Source organism: Kitasatospora sp. NPDC059973 (genome assembly GCF_042737525.1).
Taxonomy (GTDB): Bacteria; Actinomycetota; Actinomycetes; order Streptomycetales; family Streptomycetaceae; genus Kitasatospora.
Map to the genome: position 1 here is coordinate 1 of NZ_JBHWUI010000173.1, position 16,924 is coordinate 16,924.

16 protein-coding genes and 1 pseudogene are annotated in these 16,924 nt (G+C 75.5%); 11 read left to right on the top strand and 6 right to left on the bottom strand.

Annotated elements, in window-relative coordinates; all coding sequences use genetic code 11:
- Nucleotides 1-101 precede the first annotated feature (101 nt).
- Complete coding sequence (sigJ, locus tag ACFWA9_RS32460) at nucleotides 102-1,040, bottom strand: RNA polymerase sigma factor SigJ (RefSeq protein ID WP_380391988.1); 939 nt, start codon at nucleotides 1,038-1,040, stop codon at nucleotides 102-104.
- Nucleotides 1,041-1,227: 187 nt separating this feature from the next.
- Here sigJ and ACFWA9_RS32465 point away from each other — a divergent pair.
- A pseudogene (locus ACFWA9_RS32465) lies at nucleotides 1,228-1,596 on the top strand (hypothetical protein); the annotation flags it as partial.
- Here ACFWA9_RS32465 and ACFWA9_RS32470 read toward each other — a convergent pair.
- Nucleotides 1,584-2,357, bottom strand: coding sequence for a DUF4386 domain-containing protein (locus ACFWA9_RS32470; protein WP_380391991.1), 774 nt, complete (start codon nucleotides 2,355-2,357; stop codon nucleotides 1,584-1,586). The pseudogene ACFWA9_RS32465 and the gene ACFWA9_RS32470 sit on opposite strands and share 13 nt — an antisense overlap.
- Nucleotides 2,358-2,438: 81 nt before the next feature.
- Between ACFWA9_RS32470 and ACFWA9_RS32475 the strand changes: the two genes are divergently transcribed.
- Complete coding sequence (locus tag ACFWA9_RS32475) at nucleotides 2,439-3,116, top strand: TetR/AcrR family transcriptional regulator C-terminal domain-containing protein (protein WP_380391994.1); 678 nt, start codon at nucleotides 2,439-2,441, stop codon at nucleotides 3,114-3,116.
- A 21-nt stretch (nucleotides 3,117-3,137) separates the two neighbouring features.
- Here the strand turns inward: ACFWA9_RS32475 and ACFWA9_RS32480 are convergent, their stop codons facing one another.
- From ACFWA9_RS32480 to ACFWA9_RS32490, 3 genes are all read right to left on the bottom strand, one after another.
- Nucleotides 3,138-4,103: a hypothetical protein gene (locus tag ACFWA9_RS32480; protein WP_380391997.1), complete on the bottom strand. Its 966-nt coding sequence runs from the start codon at nucleotides 4,101-4,103 to the stop codon at nucleotides 3,138-3,140.
- Between the two features lie 94 nt (nucleotides 4,104-4,197).
- Nucleotides 4,198-6,024, bottom strand: coding sequence for a protein kinase (locus ACFWA9_RS32485; RefSeq protein WP_380392000.1), 1,827 nt, complete (start codon nucleotides 6,022-6,024; stop codon nucleotides 4,198-4,200).
- Between the two features lie 306 nt (nucleotides 6,025-6,330).
- Complete coding sequence (locus ACFWA9_RS32490; protein ID WP_329486001.1) at nucleotides 6,331-7,263, bottom strand: LysR substrate-binding domain-containing protein; 933 nt, start codon at nucleotides 7,261-7,263, stop codon at nucleotides 6,331-6,333.
- 107 nt (nucleotides 7,264-7,370) lie between these two features.
- Here ACFWA9_RS32490 and ACFWA9_RS32495 point away from each other — a divergent pair, with 107 nt between their 5' ends.
- From ACFWA9_RS32495 to ACFWA9_RS32515, 5 genes are all read left to right on the top strand, one after another.
- Nucleotides 7,371-8,075, top strand: coding sequence for a succinate dehydrogenase cytochrome b subunit (locus ACFWA9_RS32495; RefSeq protein ID WP_359839208.1), 705 nt, complete (start codon nucleotides 7,371-7,373; stop codon nucleotides 8,073-8,075).
- A complete protein-coding gene (locus tag ACFWA9_RS32500; protein WP_352295318.1) occupies nucleotides 8,072-10,018 on the top strand; it encodes a fumarate reductase/succinate dehydrogenase flavoprotein subunit in 1,947 nt (648 codons plus the stop codon). Before ACFWA9_RS32495 ends, ACFWA9_RS32500 begins: the two co-directional genes overlap by 4 nt.
- A complete protein-coding gene (locus ACFWA9_RS32505) occupies nucleotides 10,015-10,752 on the top strand; it encodes a succinate dehydrogenase/fumarate reductase iron-sulfur subunit (protein WP_329486004.1) in 738 nt (245 codons plus the stop codon). Before ACFWA9_RS32500 ends, ACFWA9_RS32505 begins: the two co-directional genes overlap by 4 nt.
- 162 nt (nucleotides 10,753-10,914) lie before the next feature.
- Nucleotides 10,915-11,079 (top strand): hypothetical protein, encoded by a 165-nt coding sequence (locus ACFWA9_RS32510; RefSeq protein ID WP_380392004.1) that lies wholly within the window; start codon nucleotides 10,915-10,917, stop codon nucleotides 11,077-11,079.
- The gene (locus tag ACFWA9_RS32515; protein WP_352295314.1) at nucleotides 11,076-11,378 is read left to right on the top strand and encodes a hypothetical protein; all 303 of its coding nucleotides are present in this window, start codon (nucleotides 11,076-11,078) and stop codon (nucleotides 11,376-11,378) included. The genes ACFWA9_RS32510 and ACFWA9_RS32515 overlap by 4 nt, the downstream gene beginning before the upstream one ends.
- A 126-nt stretch (nucleotides 11,379-11,504) precedes the next feature.
- Here ACFWA9_RS32515 and ACFWA9_RS32520 read toward each other — a convergent pair whose 3' ends face one another.
- The gene (locus ACFWA9_RS32520; protein ID WP_380392006.1) at nucleotides 11,505-12,431 is read right to left on the bottom strand and encodes a DUF2797 domain-containing protein; all 927 of its coding nucleotides are present in this window, start codon (nucleotides 12,429-12,431) and stop codon (nucleotides 11,505-11,507) included.
- Nucleotides 12,432-12,696: 265 nt separating this feature from the next.
- On the opposite strand from ACFWA9_RS32520, the gene ACFWA9_RS32525 reads away from it, so the two are divergent.
- From ACFWA9_RS32525 to ACFWA9_RS32540, 4 genes are all read left to right on the top strand, one after another.
- The gene (locus ACFWA9_RS32525) at nucleotides 12,697-12,915 is read left to right on the top strand and encodes a hypothetical protein (RefSeq protein WP_359839214.1); all 219 of its coding nucleotides are present in this window, start codon (nucleotides 12,697-12,699) and stop codon (nucleotides 12,913-12,915) included.
- 58 nt (nucleotides 12,916-12,973) lie between these two features.
- Nucleotides 12,974-13,660 carry a hypothetical protein gene (locus tag ACFWA9_RS32530; RefSeq protein WP_380392008.1) on the top strand — a complete coding sequence of 229 codons (687 nt, stop codon included), beginning with the start codon at nucleotides 12,974-12,976 and terminating at the stop codon, nucleotides 13,658-13,660.
- Between the two features lie 542 nt (nucleotides 13,661-14,202).
- Nucleotides 14,203-16,431 carry a restriction endonuclease gene (locus ACFWA9_RS32535; RefSeq protein ID WP_380392011.1) on the top strand — a complete coding sequence of 743 codons (2,229 nt, stop codon included), beginning with the start codon at nucleotides 14,203-14,205 and terminating at the stop codon, nucleotides 16,429-16,431.
- A gap of 194 nt (nucleotides 16,432-16,625) precedes the next feature.
- A partial coding sequence (locus tag ACFWA9_RS32540; RefSeq protein WP_380392013.1) for an ATP-binding cassette domain-containing protein occupies nucleotides 16,626-16,924 on the top strand: 299 nt, incomplete at its 3' end.

Genomic DNA, 16,924 nt, shown 5'->3' on the forward strand with positions numbered 1-16,924 from the left:
TCACCCCGCGCCGCGCCGCCCGCCGGGCGCCCCCACCCCCCCCCCGCCCGGTGCCCCGGGGGGCCCCCCCCCGGGGGGCCCCTCCGCGCCCGCCCCCGGCATCACCCGCCCCAGCGCCCGAGCTTCTCCGGGTTGCGCACCGCCCAGATCTGCGCGATCCGCTCGCCGGCGAGGCCGAACGCGGCCACCGTCACGGTGACGCCGCCCCGCCGGGCCGCCAGTCCGGGGCGGCCGTTGACCGAGCGCTCCAGCAGCTCCATGCCCGGCGCCAGGTCGCCGATCCCGACGATGTAGCGGGCGATCCGCTCGGCGCCCGTGACCGGGCGCAGCGCGGCGCCGGCCAGCCCGCCGCCGTCGGCGGTCATCGTGGCGTCGGGGTCGAGCAGGCCGACCAGGGCGGCGATGTCCTTGGCCTCCCAGGCCTGCTTGAACTCCCTGATGATGCGGGCTTCTCCTTCGTCCCGCACGCGCGGTGCCACCGGCGGCCGGGCCGCGCGGATCCGGCGGCGGCCCGAGGAGGCCAGCTGCCGACAGGCCGCGGGCGTCCGCCCGACGATCGCGGCCACGTCGGCGAAGGGGTACTGGAAGACGTCGTGCAGGACGAAGGCGACCCGTTCGGCCGGGGTCATCGATTCGAGCACGACGAGGAACGCCATGTCGACGGACTCGTCCAGGGTGACCAGGTCGGCGGGGTCGCCGCCGGCGCCCGGCCGGCCGTGCAGCCACTGCGCGCCGTCCGGCAGCGGCTCCGGGATCCACTCGCCCACGTAACGCTCGCGCCGTGCCCGCGCCGAGCCGAGCACGTCGAGACAGATCCGACTGGCCACCGTCGTCAGCCACGCCCCGGGGGACTCGACGGCCTCCCGCTGCTGCCGGGACATCGCGTACCAGCGGGCGCAGGCCTCCTGGACGGCGTCCTCGGCCTCGGCCAGCGAGCCGAGCAGCCGGTAGGCGATGTCGATCAGCTGCCGGCGCTCGCCCACGAGCACGCTCAGGCTCGGGTCGGGCCGGTCCGGTCCGGGCTCGGGTCGACTGGTCATGGTCGTGACGACTCCCTCGTTCGGGCCTGACCGCACCATGATCCACAGGTCGTGCCGGTGAGCCCGGGCCGGGGTGGCGCCTGACGTTTCCGGCGGCTGTGTCGTCGGACCGATGAGCGGCCGGTTCGCCGGCCCTCGGACACGGTCGAGAAGAAGCAGAGTCGAGCGACAGAAGGAAGGGGCCCTCATGCCCACCCGGACGACGGCACCGCAGCACAGTCCCAGGCTCTCCACGTTCCTGCGGGTCGCGATCGCCCTGCAGACCGCGGCCATCTTCTTCCAGGCGGTCACCGCCGGGCTGTTGCTGTCCACGTCCTACGGAGAACCGCTGCACAGCGGCGGGGCCCGCGGGATGTACGCCACGACGATGCTGTACGTCCTCGCCTCGGTCCTGAGGTGGCGGCCGGGCGGCGGTTCGCCCCGGCCCGTCCTCCACTCGACCGGATTCCTCGTCCTCGCGTCGGCGCAGGTGGTCCTGGGCGTCCAGCACGTGGCGAGCCTGCACGTCCCGCTGGGCGTCCTGATGTTCGGGCTGAGCCTGCTTCAGCTGGGCCGGGCGACGGCGGGCCACCTGCGGCCGGCGGGGCCGGTTTCGGGTCCGGCTTCGGCGTCGAGCGCCACTGCGGCGGTTCCGCCGGCTCCGACGGACGCTCCGCGGAAGCCGCGGAGCACGAGCCAGCCGGCGAGGGAGAGCTCCCAGGCGAAGACCGGGACGGCCGCGGCCGTGCCGGGCCCGGAGAGCTGAGCGTAGCGGCCGAACAGCACGGCCACCGCGGAGGCGCAGATCAGCGGCCCGCCCACCAGGCCCAGCACGGTGATCACCCGCGGCACGGCCCCGGTCCGGTGCAGGAGCACGGCCAGCATCAGGGTGTTGACGCCGAGGATCAGATTGGGCCCGAGCAGGAAGGTCCAGTCGTGGACGGCGATGAGCGCCTTGGCCGCCACGGCGAAGGAGGAGGCACCGGCATCGGAGGCCGCCGGTGCCTCCCGGCGCAGCGTCACCACCGCGAGCACGCTGACCAGCCCGAGGACGATGACGACCGCCTCCAGCAGCCGGACGCACGCATAGCCGAGCGCGAGCCCCTCGTGCCGGCGCCGGAGGACCGGAAAGAGCGTCACCCCGGTGCCCACCACCGCCAGGGCCAGGACCACCTCGCACAGCGCCCCGAGCAGGACCCGGTTGTCGGCACCCGCGCCCAGCACGTAGTACGTGCCGTCCAGCAGCGGTCGGTACAGCGTCAGCCCGGCCACGGCGGCGACCTCGGTCACCAGGAACAGCACGCCCGCCGCGATGCCCTCGCGTCTATCTGTGTCCATTGCGGAACTCCCCACCCAGTAGCAGAGGTGTACGGCGTACACCTGTCGATGACGATAGGCGTACGCCGTACACTCGTCAAGATGAAGCAGTCAGCGGACGGAACGCGGCGGGCGCCGCTCAGCCGGGAACGGGTCCTGCGAGCGGCGGTGGTGTTCGCCGACGGCGCCGGGACGGACGCGATCAGCATGCGCAAGCTCGCCCAGGAGCTGGGCGTGGTGCCGATGGCGCTCTACAAGCACGTGGCCAACAAGGACGAACTCCTCGACGGCATGGTGGACCTCGTCGTCGGCGAGATCGGCCCGCCCGGCGAGGGCGGCTGGCAGCCCACGATGCGCGCACGCGTCCTCGCCGCACGCCGGGTCCTGCTGCGGCACCCCTGGGCCGCGGGCGTGATCCAGTCCCGCACCAGCCCCACCCCGGCGGTCCTCGGCTACCTCGACTCGATGGCCGGCCTGTTCCGGACCGGCGGTTTCTCCGTCGGCCTCACGCACCACGCGTTGCACGCCATGGGCAGCCGGCTGCTGGGCTTCAGCCAGGAACTGTTCGACGACACCGCCGCCACCCCCGACCCGGCGGTGCTGCGGCAGCTGGCACTCGCCTACCCCCACATCGCGGAAATCGCCGGCGCCGCCGGACACGACGAGGCGTCGACGGTCGGCGGCTGCGACGACCAGGCCGAGTTCGAGTTCGCGCTGGACCTGCTGCTGGACGGGCTCGAACGGCTACGGGCGGCAGAGCAGTTGACTCAGGAGCGGTGACGGCTCAGGAGCCGTGACGGCTCAGGGGCAGCGGTAGGGGAACGAGACGGAGACGCTCCGGGGGCCCGGGGACAGCAGCTCCAGGGTGGCGGTGGACGGGAGCGAGCCCTGGCCCTCGAAGCTCCAGCGCAGCACCAGCTCGGTGCGGTGCGTGCCGGAGCCGACCTCCTGCGCCAGCTCGCCCGAGGTGGTGCCGTCGCTGCGCAGCCAGCGGTAGCGGAGGGTGCCCGCGCCGCCGTTGGTCTCCACCGCGGCCGTGATCACCGCGGTGCCGCCGCAGCCGGGGCCCGCGGGGTCGGTGCTCGCACCGACCCCGGTGACCGCCAGGGCCGGCATGGTGAAGCGCCAGAACAGGAAGGCCAGGAGGGCCAGCAGCAGCACCACCGGGAGCAGCACGCGCCACACCCCGCGCCGGCGGGGCGGCCGCTCCGCCTCCGGGAGGGCGGCACCGTGCCAGACGGCGGCGGCCTGCGGCGGGACACCGGGGCCGAACCGCCGCAACTCCCCCGGTGCGAGCGGCTGTTCCGCCGGCTCGCCGGACGCCGGGACACCGTGCGACGGGGTGCCGGTCTCGCCGGGCTCCGGTGCGCCGACCAGCGTGACGGTCTCCCCCGGTGTGGACGCGCCGACCAGCGTGGCGGTCTCCCCCGGCGCCGGCGCGCCACCCCAGACCCGGGGGTCCAGGAAGGTCGCGCTCGCGGCCCCGGTCTCGTCGAGCCGGACGGTGGCCTCGGGGTCGGGCCCGGCCGCGACCGTCCGGTCCGCCCCGGTCTCGTCGAGCCGGACGGTGGCCTCGGGGTCGGGCCCGGCCGCGACCGTCCGGTCCGCCCCGGGCTCGTCGAGCCGGACGGTGGCCTCGGGGTCGGGCCCGAGGCGGACCGTCCGGTCGGCGCTCCGCGCGCCCGCGGCGAGCGGAACGGTCCGGTCCGCGGCCGCGCCCGGTGCCGGGGCGGAGTCCGGGGTGGAGTCGGGGCGGGGCGTGGACATGGCTGCTCCAGGGAACGCGGCGGGAAGGGTGGTGCGGGGCCGGCGGCAGGGGTTCGGCCGCAGGGGCTCGGCGGTAGCGGTCAGCGGTGGCGGATCAGCGCGGCGGGTCGCACAGGTAGGCGGCCACCTCGGCCGAGGTCTTGCCCGGCTTCGCCGCCGCCGGGGTGGTGGAGACCCGGACGCCCCAGGTCGGGAAGGTGTCCGCCGAACCGAAGTCGTGCGGCCGGGTGACGGTGGCGCGGCCGTCGCGGAGCACTACGGTGTCCGTCGCGACGGTGATCGACCGGCCGCCCGAGCTGTGGTACCAGCTCAGCGTCAGGGTGCCGGTTCCCGCGCCCTGGGCGACCACCGTGACCGTGGCGGTCAGGCTCCACCGGCCGCCGCAGGTCAGCGAGTCCAGGTTCACCGTGGTCACCGCGAGGGTCGCCGGGGCGACGGTGGCCGTCGGGCTCGGGGTGGGCGGCGCCGTCGGCGGGGCGGTGGTGGCGGGCGGGGCCGACGGCGGCGCGGCCGTGGGAGTCGCGCCGCCGGGCGGTATCGACGGCGTACCGAGGGTGGGCGCGCCCGTCGCGGGCGGGGTCGCCTTGCCGGTCGGCGGCTTGCCGGTCGGCGTGGCCGCGGGCGAGGTGCTCGGAACGCCCGAGGTCGCCGACGGCGAGGGCGACGCGGCCGGTGTGGCCGCCGGATCGGACGGGTCGGCGTCCGGGGTGCCGGTGGCACCGCCCGCGTCGGGCGACGGACCGGCCGCCGGGCCGGGCGCGCCGAGCGTGGTGGTGGCCTCCGGGGAGGCGCCGCCGACCACCGTACGGGCACCGCCGTCGGCCGCCCCGGCGATCGCCATACCGGCCAGCGTGGCCAGGGTCAGCGCCCCGGCCGCGACCCCGACGAGCGCCTTGCCGCGGCTGCCGAGCCGGGCCCCGCGCCGGACCGGGGAGAGCCGGGCCGGGGTCTGCCGCACCAGGGTGGCCGAGCCGCCGGCGGCGGGCAGGGCGGTGTGCGCCAGCGAGGTGGCGCCCGCCGCGCCGCCGGTGCCGGGCAGCAGCAGCCCGAGCAGCGCCACCAGCGCCGTGAGGTCCAGCCGTCCCTTCTCCTCCCACTGCGGCCCGTACCCGGCCGCAGCGACGGCCTCCAGCTCCTCGACCAGCTCGGCCGCGCTCCCCGGGCGGGCCCGCGGGTCCTTGGCCAGGCCCGCCAGGATCAGCGGCCGGACCGGGTCGGGCGCCAGCTCGGCCGGGATCGGGGCCTCGGTGTGCTGGACGGCGAGCTCGGCGAACGTCACCCCGTCGTACGGACGGCTGCCGGTGAGGCACTCGAAGAAGGTCACGGTGGCGGCGTAGACGTCACCGGCCGGGGAGGCGGGCCGCCCCGCCCACTGCTCGGGCGGCATGTAGGCGGGGGTGCCGGAGACGTCGCGGTCGTCGCCGCTCGGCACGGCGATGCCGAAGTCGACCAGCTTGGAGGTGCCGGCGACGTCGACCAGGACGTTGCCCGGCTTGTAGTCGCGGTGCACCACACCGGCCTCGTGGGCGGCCGCCAGGCCCAGCAGCGAACCCTTCAGCACGACCAGGGCCGCCTGCGGGGTGGTGGCGCCCTCCGCGCGGAGCAGGTCGCGCAGCGCGATCCCGTCCACCAGCTCCATCACGATGGCGGCGCCCCGCTCGCCCTCCACGTACTCGTAGAGGCGGGTGACGTGCGGGGAGTCGACGGCCGCGAGGACCAGCGCCTCCTCCCGCAGGGCGGGGGTGCCGAGGGAGTCGTGCAGGTACTTGATCGCGACGGGGGTGCCGGTCACCCGGTGGTAGGCGAGCACGACCCGGCCGCTCGCCCCGGCGCCGAGCTCCCGGTCGTGCAGGTAGTCGGGGAGCTCCCAGGGGCGCGCGTCCTCGATCCCCGGCACCCGGTCCCGCGGACCCTCCGGCACCCGGCCCTGGGAACCCGCCGGAGACCCGCCCCGCGGATCCCCCGGGGTCGGCTCCTGCGGACCCGCCGCCCCACCGGTGGGAGCGTCGCCGCTCCCGGTCGGTCTGCCGCCCTGCTGCTTCCCGCTGTCCATCGTGCGCTCTCTCCCCGTGACTGCCCGGCCGCTCCTGCGGCGTCGCACCCTACGACACCGCGGCTACCGCCTGGGACGCGGCCCGAGAACAGCGGGTTCCGGCGCCCCGGAGCCGCCGGGTCACGATTCGGGTGCTTCGCACACCGTGCCAACCACCGAGCCCGTCCGGCCCGGTCACGGCTCCAGCAGCAGCCGGGTGCCCGGCGGCAGCTCGCCCGCCCGGGCCGCGTCGCGCAGGTGCCTCAGCAGGGTCTCGCGCAGCGCGGCCGCCGCCCGGGTCAGCGGCACCTCGTGCCCGTGCGCGACGGCGATCGTCCGCCCCAGCCCCGGCCCGGCGAACGGGGTGACCGCCAGGCCCGAACGGGCCGCCACCATGCCCGGCACCACGGCCGGCCCGAGCCCGGCCCGGACGAAGCCCAGCACCGCGTCCATCTCCCCGCCCTCCACCGCGAACTCCGGCTCGAAGCCGGCCTCCCGGCAGGCCGCCAGGGTCGCCTCCCGCACGTCGTAGCCCTCCCGGAACATCACCAGCGGCCGGCCGCGCAGCTCGGCCACCCGCACCCGCCGGCGCCGGGCGGCGGTGGCGGCCCGGGCCACCAGCACCAGCTCCTCGTGCAGCAGCTCGGTGACGGCGAGGGCCGGCGCCGCCTCCCCGCTCGGCGGGGTGATGATCAGCGCGACGTCCAGCTCCCCCGCCGCCAGCGTCCGGACCAGGTCGCGCGAGCCGCCCTCGCGGACCACCAGCGCCACTCCCGGGTAGCGGTCCCGGAAGACCCGCAGGACGTCCGGGACCAGGCTGGTGCACAGGCTCGGCGGCGCCCCCAGCCGGACCCGGCCGCGGCGCAGCTGCACCGTCTCCTGGACGGCCAGCCGGGCGCTCTCGGTGTCCGCGAGGATGCGCCGGGCCAGCGGCAGCAGGGCGTCCCCGGCGTCGGTGAGGGCGATGTTGCCCCGGGTGCGATGGAACAGTTCGGCGCCCAACTCCCGCTCCAGGGCGCGGATCTGCTGGGAGAGGGACGGCTGTGCCACATGCGCCGCCTCGGCCGCCCGGGTGAAGTGGCGGGTCTCGGCGACGGCGAGGAAGTAGCGGAGTTGCTGCAGCTGCACCCGGCCAGGATAGGCCGCTCCCCAGCGCGGACCATAGCCTGTGGCTATCACGGTGAGCCGCGGCATGTCTTGGACGTACCGTCGGGCCCGTCCCTACCGTGGTCGCCATGACAACCGCGACTCGGACGGCCCGGCATCCGTCCACCCTGGTGACCCTGTGGCGGTCGACCGTCGGCAAGAAGGCGGTCATGGCCGTCAGCGGACTGGTCATGCTGCTGTACCTGGTCGCGCACATGCTGGGCAACCTGAAGGTCTTCTTCGGCCCGGACGACCTGAACGGCTACGCGCACTGGCTGCGCACCCTCGGCCAACCCGTCCTGCACTACGAGTGGTTCCTGTGGATCGCCCGGTTCGGCCTGCTGGCGGCCGTCGGGCTGCACGGCGTGGCCGCGTACCAGCTGAGCCGGCGCGACCTCAGGGCGCGCCCCAGCAAGTACGTGCACCAGCGGCGGCGGGCCAGCTACGCGACCCGGACGATGCGCTGGGGCGGGGTGATCCTGGCCCTGTTCATCGTCTGGCACATCCTGGACCTGACCACGCTCACCGTGAACCCGGCCGCCGAGCACGGGCACCCGTACCAGAACATCGTGGCCTCCTTCTCGAACTGGTACAGCTGCGTGATCTACATCGTCGCGATGCTGGCCGTCGGCCTGCACATCCGGCACGGCTTCTGGAGCGCCGCGCAGACCCTCGGCGCCAACAACGCCCGCCGTGACCGCGCGTTGAAGCTGACCGCCAACGGCCTGGCGCTGGTGCTGACCGTCGGCTTCCTGTCCGTCCCCGTGGCCGTGATGACCGGAGTGGTGAGTTGACCCCCTACAGCGAGTACAGCGTCGGCGATCCGGTCGCCGACACCCGGGCCCCCGGCGGGCCGATCGAACAGCGCTGGGACCAGCGGCGGTTCGACGCCAAGCTGGTCAACCCGGCGAACCGGCGCAAGCACACCGTGATCGTGGTCGGCACCGGCCTGGCCGGCGGCGCGGCCGGCGCCACACTGGCCGAACAGGGCTACCACGTCGTCCAGTTCTGCTTCCAGGACTCCCCGCGCCGGGCCCACTCGATCGCCGCCCAGGGCGGCATCAACGCCGCCAAGAACTACCGCAACGACGGCGACTCCGTGCGCCGGCTGTTCTACGACACCGTCAAGGGCGGCGACTTCCGCGCCCGCGAGTCCAACGTCCACCGGCTGGCCCAGGTCTCGGTGGAGATCATCGACCAGTGCGTGGCCCAGGGCGTCCCGTTCGCCCGCGAGTACGGCGGCCTGCTGGACACCCGCTCCTTCGGCGGCGTGCAGGTCTCCCGCACCTTCTACGCCCGCGGCCAGACCGGCCAGCAGCTGCTGCTCGGCGCGTACCAGGCGCTGTCGCGCCAGATCGCGGCCGGCAACGTGGAGATGCACGCCCGCACCGAGATGCTCGACCTGCTGGTGATCGACGGGCGGGCCCGCGGCATCGTCGCCCGCGACCTGGTGACCGGTGAGATCAGCACCCACACCGCCGACGCCGTGGTGCTCGCCACCGGCGGCTACGGCAACGTCTTCTACCTCTCCACCAACGCCAAGAACTCCAACGCGACGGCGATCTGGCGCGCCCACCGGCGCGGTGCCTGGTTCGCCAACCCGTGCTTCACCCAGATCCACCCGACCTGCATCCCGCGCTCCGGCGAGCACCAGTCCAAGCTCACCCTGATGAGCGAGTCGCTGCGCAACGACGGCCGGATCTGGGTGCCGAAGGCCAAGGGGGACACCCGGGCGCCGGGCGAGATCCCCGAGGACGAGCGGGACTACTACCTGGAGCGGATCTACCCCTCCTTCGGCAACCTGGTGCCGCGCGACATCGCCTCCCGGGCCGCCAAGAACGTCTGTGACGAGGGGCGCGGCGTCGGCCCCGGCGGCCAGGGCGTCTACCTGGACTTCGCGGACGCCATCCGACGGCTGGGCCGCGACGCGGTGGCCGCCAAGTACGGCAACCTGTTCGAGATGTACGAGCGGATCACCGCCGAGGACCCGTACCGGGTGCCGATGCGGATCTACCCGGCGATCCACTACACGATGGGCGGACTCTGGGTCGACTACGACCTGCAGACCACCGTCCCGGGCCTGTTCGCGGTCGGCGAGGCCAACTTCTCCGACCACGGCGCCAACCGGCTCGGTGCCAGCGCCCTGATGCAGGGCCTCGCCGACGGCTACTTCGTCCTCCCGCCGACCCTCAACGACTACCTGGCCCGCAACCCGCTGCCCGCCGTCCCGGCCGACCACGCCGAGATCGCCTCGGTGGAGGCCGAGGTGACCGACCGGCTGAACCTGATCCTGGCGGTCGGCGGCGACCGGACGCCGGACTCCTTCCACCGCGAACTCGGTGAACTCCTCTGGGACGAGTGCGGGATGGCCCGCGACGAGGCCGGACTGCGCCGCGCCCTGACCCGGATCCCGGAGCTGCGCGAGGAGTTCTGGCGCCGGATCCGGGTGCCCGGCACCGGGCAGGAGCTCAACCAGTCGCTGGAGAAGGCCAACCGGCTGGTCGACTACTTCGAACTGGCCGAGCTCATGTGCCTGGACGCGCTGCACCGCGCCGAGTCCTGCGGCGGCCACTTCCGGACCGAGAGCCAGACCGAGGACGGCGAGGCGGCCCGCCGCGACGACGCCTTCTCCTACGCCGCCGCCTGGGAGTTCACCGACACCGGCAGCGCCCCCGTCCTGCACCGCGAGCACCTCGACTTCGAGCACGTCCACCCCACCCAGCGGAGCTACGCGTGAACCTCACCCTTCGGATCTGGCGCCAGGCGGGCCCGGACACCCCCGGCTCGATGACCACCTACCAGGTCACCGGGATCAGCCCGGACATGTCCTTCCTGGAGATGCTCGACACCCTCAACGAGGAACTGATCACCCGCGGCGACACGCCGGTGGCCTTCGACCACGACTGCCGCGAGGGCATCTGCGGCGCCTGCGGCATGGTCATCAACGGCCAGGCCCACGGCCCCGAGCGGACCACCACCTGCCAGCTGCACATGCGGCACTTCGCCGACGGCGACACGATCGACGTCGAGCCCTGGCGGGCCGCGGCCTTCCCGGTCGTCAAGGACCTGGTGGTGGACCGCTCCGCGTTCGACCGGATCATCGGCTCCGGCGGCTACATCACCGCCCCCACCGGCAGCGCGCCCGACGCCCACGCCACCCCGGTGCCCAAGGAGGCCGCCGACACCGCCTTCGAGCACGCGGAGTGCATCGGCTGCGGCGCCTGCGTCGCCGCCTGCCCCAACGGCTCGGCGATGCTCTTCACCTCCGCCAAGGTCGTCCACCTCAACGTGCTGCCGCAGGGCGCGCCCGAACGCCGCTCCCGGGTGCGCGACATGGTCGCCACGATGGACGCCGAGGGCTTCGGCGGCTGCACCAACACCGGCGAGTGCGCCACCGCCTGCCCCAAGGGCATCCCGCTGCCCAGCATCGCCGCGATGAACCGGGAGTTCCTGCGCAGCGCGGCGGGCTGAGCACCCCGCCGGCCGTCCCGCCGCCGCTCCCCGCCGGGTGCCGCCGGGACGGCCGGGGCGCGCGGGCGGGCGCACGCGCCCCGTGCGGGTGGTGGTTCGTCAGGACCGCTGCTGTACTCCGGGAATTCGCGCTACGGTGGTCCCCGCGCCAAGGAGGGTCATATGCCCGAGGTTCAGTCCTGCGCCGGGTGCGGCGGGTCCGGGGGCACCGAGAAGACCGAGGCCACGGTGGAACTGGACGAGGAAGGGAGCATGGTGGCGAAGCTCAACACCTTCTGGTCGCCGTGCAGTCGATGCCACGGATCCGGGACGGTGGTCGTCGGATGAGGCTGGTCTTCGAGTGCGTCGAATGCGGCGGCCACTACCTGCCGCCGGAGACCATGGCGTACCCCGACGGGCCCGCCTCGGCGCTCTGGTGCGCGCACTGCCAGGCCGCGAAGCGGGCGGCGGGCCTGCGGGAGGACCCGCTCCTGGCGCGGATGGCGCTGGCCGGCGCCCGGGCCGCACTGGCCCACCGCGCCGCCGAGGACACCGGGGCGACGCGCGCCGACATCCGGCCGTCCAGGCCGCCGCTGTCGCGCCGGGCCCGGTCCGGGCCGGGCGGGGTGCGCGGCAAACTGGCCTGAACCGGCCCCTCCTCGGCCGCGATCGGAACAGGCCGCGGGTCAGCACGGGCCACGGGTCAGCACAGGCGACGGTCGGAACAGGCCGCGGGTCAGCACAGGCCGCGGTCGGAACAGGCCGCGGTCGGATCAGAACAGCGCCTCCTGGGTGTCCGGCTCCTCGGGGCGCGTCCGGGGGCTCACCACCAGGCCCGACACCGGGCGGCCCGCCGCCGGGGCGAGCGTCCACCCGGTGAGTCTGCGGGTGTCGAGCAGCAGCGGTTCGGCGCCGCCGGGCTGGTCGAGCAGCAGATGGCGCCCGATCGGCGGGCGGAGCGTACCGGCCACCACCGCGCCGGGGGCGAGGGCGTCGATGTGCCCGTAGGACACGGGCGCGCCGTCGGCCAGCCCGAAGATCCCGACCTGGTCCACGACCGGCTGGTCGGGCAGCAGCTCCACCGCGTGCCCGTCCAGCAGCCGGTGGGCCGCGGCGCGGGCTCCGGTCAGCAGCGCGCGGCGGTACTCCGCGTCGCCGTGCCGCCACCAGTGCGCCGTCTTCACCCGGCCGGTGAAGCGTTCCCGGGCCATCCCCGAGGCGGCGACGGTCAGCTCGGCCCGGCGGACGGCGGGCAGCGCGCCGCGGGCGGCGAACGTCCAGGCGAGCGCGCCCTGTTCGAGCAGCCGGGCGGTGCCGCGCGACTCCCCGGTCAGGCCCACCTTCAGCAGCCCCTCGCCGAACCAGGCGAGGTAGAGGCGGTAGGTGCGCCCGTCGTCGAGGATCTGGTCCCGGGCGAGCGCCAGCCCGCGGTCGACGCTCTGGCAGGCGGCGCACTGGACGGCGCCGCCGTCCGGGTCGATGACGGCGTGGTGCGGGCACGGCGTGCGCTCGGTGGCCCCCACCAGCAGGGCGCCAGTGCAGCGGCGCGGCCCGCCGATCAGCCAGCCGATCTCCGCCCCGGGCACCACCACCCGCTCGTGCACCCGGTGCCCGTGGACCGCGCGGAGCACCGGCTGTCCGTCGAGCCAGTGCAGGCCGGTGGAGACCCACCCGCCGCCCGCCTGCTGCGGCACCTTCACGCTCACCCTCCCGTCACCGGCTCACCCGTCCGTCCATCCGTCCATCCGTCCGAACCAGCGAGGCTACCCGCTCCCTCCGACAGTCCGCCCGTGCGCGCCGACGACGGCGCCCTCGGGGCGGCCCGCCCCGGCGCCCGGTGCGGTGATCACCCGTACGCGTGGCATCCGGCCGGGCCCCGCCGTCGTTGCTCCGGGCATGAGCCATACGAACCCGCCCCGTGCCCTGCACGTCGTGTCCACGCCCCCCGAAGGCACCCCGCGGGCCGTGGAACTGACGCAGTCGTGGGACAGCAGCGCGGCGGAGCGGGCCGCCGACGCGCTGGACGCGCTGCGCACCGTCGAGGTCCCCGTGGGCGCCGTGCGGGCCGCTCTGCTGATCCTGGCCGACCTCGTGCGGCGGCCCGGCGAGAGCGAGGAGATGCGGGCCGCCGCCCGGGACGTGTGCGCCGTCCTGGTCGGGCTCACCGACGCCCTCACCGCCTGACGGGGCCCCCGCGGGCACCCGGGCACGGGCGACCCTGCCACGGGGTACGGTCGGCGCCATGATCGACAGCGCCCACGGGCCGAACCCCGCCCCCGACCCGGCCCCCGGCCCGGTCACCGCCGACGACCTCGCGCTCGTCCTCCGGCTCGCCGCCGCCACCCTGCGCGGCGTGCCGGAGGACGCCGACTGGTCCCGGCCCGCCGGAACGCTCAGCTGGGACTGCTGGGCCACCGTCGAGCACCTGGCCGACGACCTGCTGGCCTACGCGGCCCAGCTCGGCCCCCAGGACCCGCCGCGCGACCGCTACGTGCCGTTCCGGTCGGTCCGGCTGTCCCCGGGCGCGCCGAACAGCTTCGTCTACGCGCAGCGCGAGAGCGGCCCGGACGGGCTGGTCCAGGTCCTGGAGGCGAGCGGCGCGCTGATGGTCGCGATGGCGCGCACCGCCCCGCCGGACACCCGCGCCTACCACCCGTGGGGCCTCGCCGACCCGGCCGGGTTCACCGCGATGAGCCTGGTGGAGACGCTGGTCCACCTGCACGACGTCGCCGAGGGGCTCGGCCTCGCCTGGGAGCCTCCGGCGGACGTCTGCCGGCGCACCCTCGCCCGGCTCTTCCCCGACGTGCCGGCCGACGGCGCCGCCGGACCGTGGCCGACCCTGCTCTGGGCCACCGGGCGCGGCGACCTCCCCGGCCGCCCCCGGCGCACCGACTGGCGCTGGGACGCGGCGGTCCGCCCGGGCGGGTAGCCCCACCACGTCACTCCCCGCCGGGGGTCGGCGCCGCGCACGGCGCCGGCAGCCGACCGGAGGCACCGGCGCCGAGCTGGTCGAGGCCCACGGTCCGGCCACCGTCGACCGGTCGGTCCGCGCCGCCGCGCCGCACGGGGGGATCGTGCCGCTCCGGGTCGTCTCCGAGCAGCCCGCCGAGCCGCGGAGCGCCGGCGAGGTGTCGGCAGGGTCGCGCGCGGCCATCCACCGGGAGTTCGTCGGCAGCCGCACCGGCCCGGAGGCGATGCTGTGCCCGGTCGGACCACGGGCTGCGCCCGGCGGCCGGGCGGGAGTTCGGCTTCGGCGAGTACCGGACGCCCACCGGCACTTCCTCGCCCGCGACGCCGTCGCAAGAGGCGTCGTCCGGGTGGCCGGACGACGCCGGGCCCCGCCGGACGCCGTCGCAGGTCATGGGCGCTTGGCCGGTTCACCCGTCCACGTTCTATTGTGGCGGGCGCGGCGACGACGCGGCCGGGAGGCGGCGCGCGGGCGCGGCCGGGCGTGAAGCGAAGGGGTGGACGGTGGCGGGGCGGCGGAACGACGGGGTACTGGCGGTCTGGGCGGAGACGCAGCGACAGGAACAGCGCCGGGAGGAAGCCCGGTGGCGGGCCCAGACGGCCGAGCAGCGGCGGCGCGAACGCGAGGAGCGCGAGATCCAGCGGGCGGCCGCCCGGGGCGAGCGCGAGGCGGTGCGGGCGTACCAGCAGTCGCGGGAGGCGGAGGCGGCCCGGCGGACGGCGGAACTCGACGACCGGGTCGAGGAGTTGAAGGGACTGCTGGCGGCGGGCCTGGGGCGGCCGGCGTTCAGCCCGCAGGCCCTGCTGGCACCCGCCGCGCTGCCGCCCTTCGAACCGGGCCGGCTCGGCGAGCCGGTGCCGATGCCCGATCAGGCGGACTACCAGGTGCCGCCGCCGACCCCCGCCCAGGCCCGCAACCCGGGGGTGCGCCAGCAGTACGAGCAGTACGTGGCGCAGGCCCGGACCCGGTTCGAGCAGGACTGGTACGCGGCGCAGGCGGCCGAGGCGGACCGGCAGCGCCGGCTCGCCGAGTACCACCGGCAGTACCTCGACTGGGCGGCCCAGCACCGCCGCCAGGACGAGGACCGGGCGTCCCGGACGCAGGAGTTGCTGCGCCGGCTGCGCGACGGCGAACCGGACGCGGTACAGGAGTACTTCACCGCCGTGCTGTACGCCTCGGCGGGCTGGCCGGAGGGGTTCCCGCACCGGCTGGTCGCGGCCTGGGAGGCGTCGACCCGCCAACTGGTCGTCAACTGGGAGCTGCCCGGCCCGGACGTCGTCCCGGCCGCCGGCCGGGTGCGGTACGTGAAGTCGGACGACCGGGAGGCCGAGGTGGCCCGGCCGGCCACCGAGCGCAAGGCGCTCTACCGCGAGGTGCTGGCGCAGAGCGCGCTGCGGGTGGTGGCCGAACTGTTCCGGGCGGACGCGGACGGCAAGTTGGCGTCCGTGGTGCTGAACGGCTTCGTGCGCGGCATCGACCCGGCGACCGGCCGGGAGGCCGAGCGCTTCCTGTCGACGGTGACCGTGGACCGGTCCGAGTTCGCGGGTCTGGCGCTGGACCGGGTGGCCGCCGTGGAGTGCTTCCAGGGGCTCGGCGGCGTGCTGTCCGCCCGGCCGGAGCGGCTGGACGAGGTCCGGCCGGACCGGCTGCCGGAGACGGTCGGCGGCAACGTCGCCGGTCAGGGCGGCGAGGACGAGCCGGACCTCTTCGAGATGGACCCGATCGAGTTCGAGGAGTTGATCGCCGAGCTGTTCCGGCTGCGCGGCTTCCGGGTGATGACCACGGCACGCAGCGGGGACGCCGGGGTGGACGTGGTCGCCGAGGACCTCGACCCGGTGACCGGCGGACGGATCGTCATCCAGGCCAAGCGCTACCGCTCGACGGTCTCCCCCACCGCCGTCCGGGACCTCGACTCCACCGTGCGCCACCACGGTGCGATCAAGGGGATCCTGGTGACCACGGCCGGTTTCGGCCCCGGCTCCTACGAGTACATCCGCAACAAGCCGCTGACGCTGGTGAGCGGGCCGGAGCTGGTCGAGCTGCTGGCCGAGCAGGGCCTGCGCGGCCGGCTCGGCGGCGGCGCGAACGGCGAGGGCAACGGCGGCGGTGACGGCGGTGGCGCGAACGGCGGCGGCGCGAACGGCGGCCGTCCCGGGGCCGGTCGGGCGGCCGGCCATGGCTCGCCCGCCCCGGCCGACGGCGCCGAGCCGGACGAGCGTCCGACCCTCCTGCGGCTCTCCTGGCAGAGCCGCACGGCCGGCGGGGACGCCGTGGAGCTCGACGTCTCCGCCTTCCTCTGCGCCGACGGACGGGTGCTCGACGACGAGCACTTCGTCTTCTTCAACAACCCGCAGGACCCGGACGGCGCGGTCCGCCTGCACCCCACCCGCTCGGTCCCCGGCGAGCCCGCCCGGGAGGCCGAACTCAGCCTGCACCTGGGCCGGGTGGCGGCGGGGGTGGACGAAGTGGTGGTCGCGGTCTCCACCGAGGAGGAGGAGTCGCCCGCGCTGCCGCTCGGCTACGTGCACGGGCTGGCCCTGACCGCCTCGTTCGGTCCCGGCGCCGAGGGCCCGGCGCACTGGGCGGCCGTCACCGGCGGGGTGTCGGACAGCGCCCTGGTGATCGGCTCGTTCCACCGCAAGGGCGGCGACTGGCAGTTCGCCCCGGCCGGGACGGCGGTGGCGGGCGGCCTGGCCGGGCTCGCCCAGCGCTGGGGCGTCGCGGTCGAGTGATCCGCCGGACGGCGGGGCGCCCGGGCGCCTCAGGGACCGAGGTCATACCTGAGGAGGAGCGGGCCCCCCGCCGGACCGTCGGGACGGCGGGGGGCGGCCGTACCCGCGGGCGACACTTCGGACCGGAACGGATTGGGAGGATGGAACGGAACCCGATCATCCCGTTCCGTCCCCGCAGGAGTTCCCCCGTGACGATGTCCGCAACCGCCGTCCGTACCGGCCGGGCGGCCGCCCGCGCCACCGGCCTCAACAAGGTCTACGGGGACGGGGAGACCCGCGTCGTCGCGCTCGACAACGTCAGCGTGACGTTCCCGCAGGGCGAGTTCACCGCCATCATGGGCCCCTCCGGCTCCGGCAAGTCCACCCTCATGCACTGCATGGCCGGCCTGGACACCGTCTCCTCCGGCTCCTCCACCATCGGCGACACCGAACTCGTCGGGCTCAAGGACAAGCAGCTCACCCAGCTGCGCCGCGACCACATCGGCTTCATCTT

Bases quoted from the DNA above. Each gene is read 5' to 3' on its own strand.
- sigJ (WP_380391988.1), bottom strand. From the start codon at position 1,040: ATGACCAGTCGACCCGAGCCCGGACCGGACCGGCCCGACCCGAGCCTG.
- ACFWA9_RS32470 (WP_380391991.1), bottom strand. From the start codon at position 2,357: ATGGACACAGATAGACGCGAGGGCATCGCGGCGGGCGTGCTGTTCCTG.
- ACFWA9_RS32475 (WP_380391994.1), top strand. From the start codon at position 2,439: ATGAAGCAGTCAGCGGACGGAACGCGGCGGGCGCCGCTCAGCCGGGAA.
- ACFWA9_RS32480 (WP_380391997.1), bottom strand. From the start codon at position 4,103: ATGTCCACGCCCCGCCCCGACTCCACCCCGGACTCCGCCCCGGCACCG.
- ACFWA9_RS32495 (WP_359839208.1), top strand. From the start codon at position 7,371: ATGACAACCGCGACTCGGACGGCCCGGCATCCGTCCACCCTGGTGACC.
- ACFWA9_RS32510 (WP_380392004.1), top strand. From the start codon at position 10,915: ATGCCCGAGGTTCAGTCCTGCGCCGGGTGCGGCGGGTCCGGGGGCACC.
- ACFWA9_RS32515 (WP_352295314.1), top strand. From the start codon at position 11,076: ATGAGGCTGGTCTTCGAGTGCGTCGAATGCGGCGGCCACTACCTGCCG.
- ACFWA9_RS32530 (WP_380392008.1), top strand. From the start codon at position 12,974: ATGATCGACAGCGCCCACGGGCCGAACCCCGCCCCCGACCCGGCCCCC.